The organism is Verrucomicrobiota bacterium (assembly GCA_037139415.1).
In the GTDB taxonomy this organism is placed as follows: Bacteria; Verrucomicrobiota; Verrucomicrobiia; order Limisphaerales; family Fontisphaeraceae; genus JBAXGN01.
Map to the genome: position 1 here is coordinate 1 of JBAXGN010000249.1, position 9,197 is coordinate 9,197.

Annotated in this window: 4 protein-coding genes; 3 read left to right on the forward strand and 1 reads right to left on the reverse strand. The window is 60.6% G+C overall.

All coding sequences use genetic code 11. From position 1 onward, the window contains the following. Nucleotides 1-32: 32 nt before the first annotated feature. Nucleotides 33-806, reverse strand: a complete 774-nt coding sequence (locus WCO56_27155; GenBank protein ID MEI7733280.1) for a hypothetical protein — start codon at nt 804-806, stop codon at nt 33-35. A 70-nt stretch (nt 807-876) separates the two neighbouring features. Here WCO56_27155 and WCO56_27160 point away from each other — a divergent pair, with 70 nt between their 5' ends. The 3 genes from WCO56_27160 to WCO56_27170 form a co-directional block, all read left to right on the forward strand. Further along, nucleotides 877-1,389, forward strand: a complete 513-nt coding sequence (locus tag WCO56_27160) for a hypothetical protein (protein MEI7733281.1) — start codon at nt 877-879, stop codon at nt 1,387-1,389. 353 nt (nt 1,390-1,742) lie between these two features. Continuing rightward, nucleotides 1,743-3,404, forward strand: a complete 1,662-nt coding sequence (locus tag WCO56_27165) for a PfaD family polyunsaturated fatty acid/polyketide biosynthesis protein (protein MEI7733282.1) — start codon at nt 1,743-1,745, stop codon at nt 3,402-3,404. Beyond that, nucleotides 3,397-9,197: SDR family NAD(P)-dependent oxidoreductase (locus tag WCO56_27170; protein ID MEI7733283.1), on the forward strand; the 5,801-nt coding region annotated here is incomplete at its 3' end. The genes WCO56_27165 and WCO56_27170, both read left to right, overlap by 8 nt.

A 9,197-nucleotide genomic window follows, 5' to 3' on the forward strand; every position in this document is an offset into this window, starting at 1 on the left:
CAAACCGTTTTTTTAAGAATCTTTATGTAGCGTTATTTATGCGCTGCTGTATAGCGCGCATGGCCGAGATCGCGGATGACGGCCCCACCATCCCCGTCCAAATCACCCGCCACCACCCAAATCCAATGCTGTTCCTTGTCCTGCGTCTGCCATTGTTTGCCGACCCGGGTTCGCTCCGTCCACCGTTCCCGGACGCGGACCATCCGAACCGGCCCCGGGTAACTGTCGGTAAAGCGCACGTCCGGCACGTCCCAAAGCTCGACCTGCCGCGCGTCGCGCTCGACGACTTGCGTGGGGGCCTGCCTGTGCGTCAACGCCAGCGTTTCCTGGTCGGCCTCATAACGTTCCTGCTTGAGCACGGCAATGACCGGCCAGCCCAGTTCCTCCACCACGGTTTTCAGAAACGGCCCGTTGGCATACCAGGAGTCCACCACGACCACATCAAAAAAGCGGGGCCCATAGGTGCGCCGCATCCGGCGCAACAGGCGCAACGCGGCCGCGCATTCCTCCTCCCCCTGGCGCATCGGCTCCACCTCCAAAATCACGCTCAACTGCGGACCGCTCAACTGGGCGTACACCTGTTTGTGATAATACTGCGTCTTTTGGTACGCCTTCCCGTGGGCGTCCTTGCAGGTGATTTCCCGCGTCAAACAATCCGTGCAGCAGCGGTGATCGCTGCAGAACTGCTCGTTGGCATCCAGGCTGACCGCCAGCAACCCGTTGCTTTTGTTGGCCTCAAAGGCCTTGCCGCGCTTGAGCTTGCGAATTATCCACCGGGCGACCCGGCGCAACGCTTCCGGGTCCATTTGGGCGCTGGCGTTCCCCAGCAAAGGATACCAAACTGGCCATGCCGGCTACTCTGTCAATCCTATCGGAGTGAGGGATTCCAATCCCCCGCTGGGTTGGGCGGCGGCGGGTGGTGCGTGCAACAATTCTGAAAGAATTGCGTCACCACAGGCCAGGGTTGGTTGCGGGGGCGAAGGGGGACGCACGGCCACCAAGAAATGGCGGGCCGGAATCCAACGGCTGGCCGACTGGGTCAAAACGCACCGTCACCTGAAGCTGGACCGGATGCTGGGAACGCTCCGGGCCAAGCTGCGGGGGACGTGGAATTACTATGGGGTGATCGGCAATCACCGCCGATTGCGGAGCTTTTACGACGCGACCTGCCGGGTGCTATACAAGTGGCTGAACCGGCGGAGTCAGCGCCCGAGTTTAACTTGGCCAGCGTTATACCGGTTGCTGGCGCGTTTCCACATTCAACGACCGTATATTGTGGAAAAGAATCAGCAGCGAATGCCTTGGCAGGGGGAACTGAGTTTTTGTCAGCGACTGTGGCCGTGTCCACCGTGGCTGAGGCCCCCCAAGACCCATGCGAGTGCGAGTTGACTTGAAGAGCCCGGTGCGGGAAAACCGCCCGCCGGGATCTGTGAGGGGGGCTCCGGGCAACCGGTGTCCCTACCTCGACAAAAATATGACGGAAGATGAACAGCGGAGAATACATAGAATACTGGGAAACCAACATGGCAAAAAAATTGGGGCGGAAGACAGGAGCTTTAAAGCTGTAATCCCCTGCTCTGGATGGAAACCTGAAGAAAAAACAAAATCGTGTCAGTTTTTGGTGGTTTTTTGCCTCGAATTCCTGTTTAGTCAGCAGCGTTCTCGCAAGAGAGCCTAAATTATATAACCGTGCAAACCGGATGGCAATGATTGGCCAAGTCCGGGAATTGGTGTATTGATGCTTGAAATTGCAGACTGAAAGCACATTAAGAACCTGTGTGGAAGCCGGGTGGAGCCCAAAAGGGGGCCCGCCGCCGGACAAGGCGATTGCTTTGCCTGAAGCGCTCCACCAGCTCAGTCAGCCCATCCTGGTATTGGAACAGGAGGGGCAATTCATTTTTGTGCCCGCTTCCGGTTCAGACTTGGTGACTGCGTTGATACCCCCCCATAGCTATCGCCTGGCCGGCTACCTGCCGCACCTGCCCTTAAAGAACTTGGGCGATCCCGCCTTCTGCCGGGATCATGGCCTGCGTTATGCGTATGTGGCGGGCGGGATGGCGAATGGGATTGCCTCGGTGGAGCTGGTGGAAACTCTGGCGCGCGCCGGCATGTTGGGCTTCTTTGGCGCGGCTGGTCTGGATATTGGCGTGATCGAATCCGCCATCCATCGGTTGCAACAAAACCTGCCCACGCAGTCCTTCGGTTTAAACCTCATTCACAGCCCGAATGAACCGGAGCATGAAGCCGCGACGGTCAGTCTCTATTTGCACCGGGGCATCCACTTGGCGGAAGCCGCCGCGTATCTCCGGTTGACCCTGCCCTTGGTGCGCTACCGCACCGCCGGAATCACACGCACCGCCGACGGACACGTCGTCACCCCGAATCGTATCATCGCCAAGGTGTCGCGGGTGGAGGTGGCCGCCCAATTTTTTGCGCCGCCCCCGGAGGAACTGCTGAATGAGTTGGTGCGCACCCGGGCACTGACCCAGGAACAGGCCTTCATGGCGGGCACGATTCCCATGGCCCAGGATGTCACCGCCGAGGCGGATTCCGCCGGGCACACGGATAACCGCCCGCTGGTGACATTGCTCCCCACGCTGCTCTGCCTGCGGGATCGCATGCAGCAGCACCATGATTTTGCGCAACCGTTGCGCGTCGGTGCCGCCGGCGGTTTATCCACGCCCACCGCGCTGGCGGCGGCATTTTCCATGGGAGCCGCCTATGTGGTGACCGGGTCCATCAACCAGGCCTGCGTGGAATCCGGGTCGTGCGAGATGGTTCGCGAATTACTCGCCCAAGTGGAGCAGGCGGATACCGCGATGGCCCCGGCGGCGGACATGTTTGAGATGGGCGTGAAGGTGCAAGTGCTCAAACGGGGGACGATGTTTCCAATGCGCGCGGCCAAGTTGTATGACCTTTACCGCGCCCATGCCAGCCTGGAAGCCATTCCGGAGGCGGATCGCGCCACGTTGGAGAAACAATTTTTCCGCAGCAGCCTGGCCGACACCTGGCAAAGCACCCGGACGTTCTTCCTGAAACGGGATCCCCGGCAGGTTGAGCGCGCCGAACGGGACCCCAAACATAAAATGGCGCTGGTGTTTCGAAGCTATCTGGGGTTGAGTTCCCGTTGGGCGAATGCCGGGGACCGAACGCGGGCGATGGATTTTCAGGTATGGTGCGGCCCGGCGATGGGCGCGTTTAATGAATGGGCGCGGGGAACGTGGATGGAAAAAGCCGCGAACCGGCAGGCGGCGCAGGTGGCGATGAACCTGCTGCACGGAGCGGCCTATCAACTGCGGGTGCAGACGTTGCGTTCGCAGGGGGTACAGATACCGGTTGGTTTGACACAATGTCCGCCGTTAACGGCGGAGGAGTTGCAGAAAGTTATAAAAAACGATGAGTGAGTCCGCGTCACTGGCCATAATTGGCATTAGTTGCATCTTTCCGAAATCGGATGATCTCCAGGCTTACTGGAGCACCATCAAGAACGGAGTGGATGCGATTACCCCGGTCCCGGAACGGACGCATTGGAAGGCGGAGGATTATTTCAACGCCGATCCCAAAGCGCCCGACCACACTTATGCGCAGCGCGGCGGTTTCATTTCACCGGTGCCGTTCAATCCCATGGAAGCCGGGATTGCCCCCAAGGATATCGAGGCCACCGATACCACTCAATTGCTAGGAATGGTTGCCGCCAAACAGGCGCTGGTGGATGCCGGGTATGGGGAGAAAGCGTTTGATCGCACGCGCACCAGCGTTATTCTGGGAGTGACCGGCGCGCTGGAATTGGTCATCCCGCTGGGTGCCCGGCTGGGGCATCCCATCTGGCGGCGCGCGTTGAAAGAGGCGGGGGTGGAGAAAATGGTGGCGGAGGACGTGGTTCAACGCATTTCCGATTCATACGTGGGCTGGCAGGAAAATTCATTCCCGGGACTGCTGGGAAATGTCGCCGCCGGACGCATCGCCAACCGGTTGGATTTGGGGGGAACCAATTGCGTGGTGGATGCCGCGTGCGCGAGTTCGATGGCGGCGCTGCACCTGGCCTGCATGGAATTGACCACCGGGCGGGCGGATATGGTCATCACCGGGGGCATTGACACGTTCAACGACATTTTCATGTACATGTGCTTCAGCAAGACGCCCGCGCTCTCGCCGTCGGGTGATGCGAAGCCATTTGATCGGAGCTGCGACGGCACCATCCTGGGTGAAGGACTGGGAATGCTGGTGCTCAAGCGGCTGGCCGACGCCGAACGGGATGGCGACAAAATTTATGCCGTGCTGCAAGGCATCGGCTCTTCGAGCGACGGCCGTGGCAACGCGATTTACGCGCCCCGCGCCGATGGCCAGAAGGAAGCGCTGCAACGCGCCTATGCCGACGCCAAGGTGTCCCCGGATTCCATTGATTTAGTGGAAGCCCACGGCACCGGCACCAAGGTGGGCGATGCGACTGAATTGCAGGCGCTGACCGAGGTGTATCGCGCCGCGCGCCCCGCAGGAAGCTGGGCGGCGCTGGGGTCGGTCAAATCCCAGATCGGACACAGCAAGGCGGCTGCCGGAGTCGCTGGCTTGATCAAGGCGGCGCTGGCCCTGCACCATAAAGTGCTGCCTCCCACCATCAAGGTCACACAACCAATTGACGAGGCGGCTCCGGGAAAATCGCCTTTTTACATCAACACGCAAAAGCGTCCCTGGTTGCCCAAAGCGGCGCATCCGCGCCGGGCCGGGGTCAGTGCGTTTGGTTTCGGTGGCACCAATTTTCACTGCGTCCTGGAAGAGCATGGGGTCGAGAAAACGCAGCCCGACTGGGATGGCAACGTGGAAATTGTCGCCTTCGGTGGCAACCGGCTGGAGGATCTCCGGGCCGAGATTGCCGGTTTTCCGGTGGATTTGCCGTGGAATGAATTCCGCCAACGCGCCCGCCAGGCCCGCCAGGCTTTCCAGAGTAGTGCCAAATTTCGCGTCTTGTTGCCGGTATCCAAAGAAACGGCATGGACAGCCCTGCGCGACTCCGCGTTGAAGATGTTGGAGCAGCATCCCGAAAAAACAAGTTGGGTATTGCCGAGCGGCGTGGCGTTTGGCTCCGGCGATAAACACGGGAAACTGGGAGCGTTATTCCCCGGGCAAGGTTCCCAGTATCCCGGCATGTTGCGCGATCTGGCCTGCCAATTCCCGGGCATGTTGACAGCCTTGACCGAAGCGAACCGGGTGTTCACCACCGAACAGCCCGAGCGAGGCGATGGCGCGCAACCGCTCAGTGATTTTATTTACCCGCATCCGGCGTTCACCGACGAAGCGAAACGGGCGCAAGAGGAAGCCCTGAAAGCCACGCAGGTGGCACAGCCGGCACTCGGAGCGGTCAGCCTTGGGGCATTGAACGTCGTCACCCTGTTTGGCGTGACGCCGGAAGCCGCTGCCGGGCACAGTTACGGGGAGTTGCTGGCGCTCTGCGGTGCCGGACGACTTACCCCGGAATCCCTGCATCAAATATCCAACGTGCGGGGCCGCCTGATGGCGAGCCGCAATGGGCATTCGGATCGCGGTGCGATGCTGGCGGTGCAAGCCACTGAAGAGGTGGTGACCAGCTACCTCAAGGAACAGAATTCCCCCCTCGTCATCGCCAATCGCAACTCGCCCAAGCAATTTGTGCTGGCTGGGCCAAGGGCAAATGTGGAGCAGGCGGCTGCCGAATTCACCAAACGTTCCATCCGCGCCCGGGTGCTGCCAGTGTCGGCGGCGTTCCACAGCGCGCTGGTGGCGGATGCCTGTGAACCGTTTGCGGCAGCGCTCAAAGAGGTCGCTTTCAGCCAGGCAAAAATTCCGGTGTATGCCAACAGCACGGCCAAGGCGTATCCCGATGGCGCCAAGCAGGCTCGTGAATTGCTGGCCAATCAGATTGTCAAACCGGTGGATTTCACGGCCCAGATTGAGACGATGTACGCGGATGGCGTCACCACGTTCCTCGAACTGGGACCGGGCCACGTGCTCAGCGACCTGGTGCAAGCGATCCTTCAGGGCCGCAACGTGGAAACCATTGCGTTGGACGCCTCGCGCGGAACGCGATCCGGCGTCTTCGATCTCGCCGCCGCCCTCTGCCGCCTGACCGCCCTCGGCCACGCGGTGGACTTGGCGCACTGGGAAAATTACACGAATGAAAAGACCATCGCCACCAGCGGAAAACCGAATTTGACCATCCCAATCAGCGGTGCCAATACGCGCACCCAACGAGCGACCCGCCCAGCCGTGGCGTCAGCACCGGTCACGAAACCAATTCCGTCACCCATGTCCGTCACTCCTTCCACCCCGGCCCCGATGGTGCCGTCCCAGTCAAGCGCGCCGCTAACGCCGGCGGCGTTACCGAAAACCGCCTTACCCTCGGACTTGGCCGCCGCCTTGCAGGTGGCGCAACAGGGGATGCTATCGCTGCAGAAATTACAGGAGCAAACCGCCCAATTGCACCGTCAATTCCTGGAAAACCAGGAATCGGCACGCCGCACGTTGGAGGCGCTTTTGCTTCAGCGCCGGGAATTATTAGATCCGTCCAGTGCCGGAACCCAGCGCAGCCCAGCGCCAGTTTTGCAGCCGCTGGCACCCAGTTCCGCGCCAGTGACCCAGCCCGTGGTTGTTTCCGCGCAACCGGCTCCGGCATCAGTGAAGCCGGAACCCAAGCCCACCACTGACACGTCTGTTCAAGCCTCCGCCGTGGCTCGCACGGTATTGGAAGTCGTGGCCGAAAAGACCGGGTATCCCGCCGAAATGCTCAACCTCGGCATGGGATTGGACAGTGATCTGGGGATTGACTCGATCAAACGCGTGGAGATCATGGCGACCTTGCGAGGCCGTCTGCCGGGTGCGCCGGAAATCAAACCGGAACATCTCGGCACGCTCCAAACCTTGCAACAGGTGGTGGATTTTCTCGCCGCCGGTCAGACCGCGACGGTTCCCGCCGTCCCGGTATCGTTAGCCGCTGTTTCCCCAGCCGCCGCCGTGGGATATGCGCACGCGAGTGACGTTTTGCTCAAGGTCGTGGCGGAAAAGACCGGCTATCCGGTCGAGATGCTGAACCTGGACATGGGGATGGATTCAGACCTTGGCGTGGACTCCATCAAGCGCGTGGAAATCATGGCCGCCGTCCGCGCCCAACTGCCATCCGCCCCCGAGATCAAACCGGAACATCTGGGCACCCTCCAAACCTTGAAACAGGTGGTGGAATTTCTTACGGCGGGTACAAAAGAAATCGCCGCGCCGACCGGCACGCCAGCGCCGGTGGTGCCAACTTCCGCAGTGAATTTTGGCACAGCCAGCGAAGTCCTGCTCAAAGTGGTGGCGGAAAAGACCGGCTATCCGGTCGAGATGCTAAACTTGGACATGGGGATGGATTCAGACCTCGGCGTGGACTCGATCAAGCGGGTGGAAATCATGGCCGCCGTCCGCGCCCAATTACCATCTGCTCCCGAGATCAAACCGGAACATCTGGGCACCCTCCAAACCTTGAAACAGGTGGTGGAATTTCTCACCGCCCGCCCGGAAAAATCGAGCTTGCCGGTCAAGGAATCCGCGCCCGGCTCCACCAAGCCTGCGGCTCCAATCCTTTGCGCTCCAGCAAACCTGGAACTGAATCGGCAGGTTGTCCGGCCGATGGAACTGCATAATGGGGATGCGCGGACCGCCATCACCCTCCCGCGCCATGCGCTATTTTGGGTGACGGAAGACGGATCCGGTCTGGCCGAGGCAATTGAGAAACAGCTCAAGCAGATGGGCTATATGGCCCAGCGCGGCACCCCCGCCGAACTGATGGCCAGCAAACAGGATCATCCCTCCGGAGTGGTACTCCTCTGGCCTGCCGCCCGGGCCTCGGACACGTTGTTAAAAGAGTCGTTCCGCTTGATCCAGATGGCCAGCCCGACGCTGCGCAAATCGAAGAAAGGCACGCCCGGCATTCTGGTATCGGTCTCGCGTTTGGACGGCGTATTTGGGTTTGGCACCCTCAATGGCAAGAGTGATCCCGTCAGCGGCGGATTGGCTGGACTGATCAAAACCGCCCGGCACGAATGGCCCGAAGTCCATTGCAAGGCCATTGATTTGGACGCCGAAACCTGCATCGGAGCGGAGATGGCAGAACGGATTGTGGAGGAAATGTTCCGCACCGGTCCGGTGGAGGTGGGATTGGCCGGCAAAGGCCGGTTTGGGCTGCACTTGGAGACGGTACCGTTTTCCAACAACGGCAACGGGAATACGCCGGTGCTGAAGCAGGGCGATGTAATTGTGGTCACCGGCGGTGCGCGCGGCATTACAGCGGCGGCCACGTTGCAGTTGGCCCAGATGCACCGTCCACAACTTGTGCTGCTGGGCCGCAGCCAGCTTACCGAAAGCGAGCCGGAATGGCTGGCTGGAATCACGGACGAAATGGCCGTCAAAAAGGCCTTGGTGGTCCACGCCAATGGTGACCGTGCCCCAAAGGTGATTGAGGCCAGGTTCCGGGACGTGATGGCGCAACGGGAGATTCGCGAGCAACTGCGCAAAATCCAAGTTTCGGGTGCGCAAGCCCGTTATCGCGCAGTGGATGTTCGCAACACTGCCGAGGTTAAAACGTTGCTGGATGAAATTCGCCGGGAACTCGGCCCCGTCAAAGGCCTGATCCACGGGGCCGGCGTGCTGGCCGACCGCCGCATTGAAGACAAGACCGAGGAACAGTTTGAACTGGTGTACAGCACCAAAGTTTCCGGCCTGAAGAACCTGCTGGCCGCAGTGACGGCGGATGAACTGAAACTTCTGGCGCTGTTCTCCTCCTATACCGGGCGCTTTGGCCGCACCGGCCAGGTGGATTACGCGGCGGCCAATGAAGTGATGAATAAAATCGCGCAGGTTGAATCGCGACGCCGTCCGCAATGCCGGGTGGTTTCATTCAACTGGGGGCCGTGGAATGGTGGCATGGTCTCCGAAGGGCTGCGCAAAATATTTGAGAGCGAGGGTGTCGGACTGATTGAACCGGATGCCGGAGCGCAATTTTTCGTCCGCGAGGTATCCACTCACGGGGATCATTCCGTCGAGGTGCTGGCGCTGGCGCCCGCCCCCAGCCATAAGGGCAACGGGAACGGGAACGGCAATGGTTTCCATGGCGCGGTGTCATCAGCGACGCCCAACGTGGCGTTTGAGCGCGAGGTCAGCGTGCAGTCGCTCCCTTGCCTGGCATCACATGT

Coding starts and splice junctions, on each gene's coding strand:
- WCO56_27155 (MEI7733280.1), bottom strand. CDS start 806: ATGGACCCGGAAGCGTTGCGCCGGGTCGCCCGGTGGATAATTCGCAAG.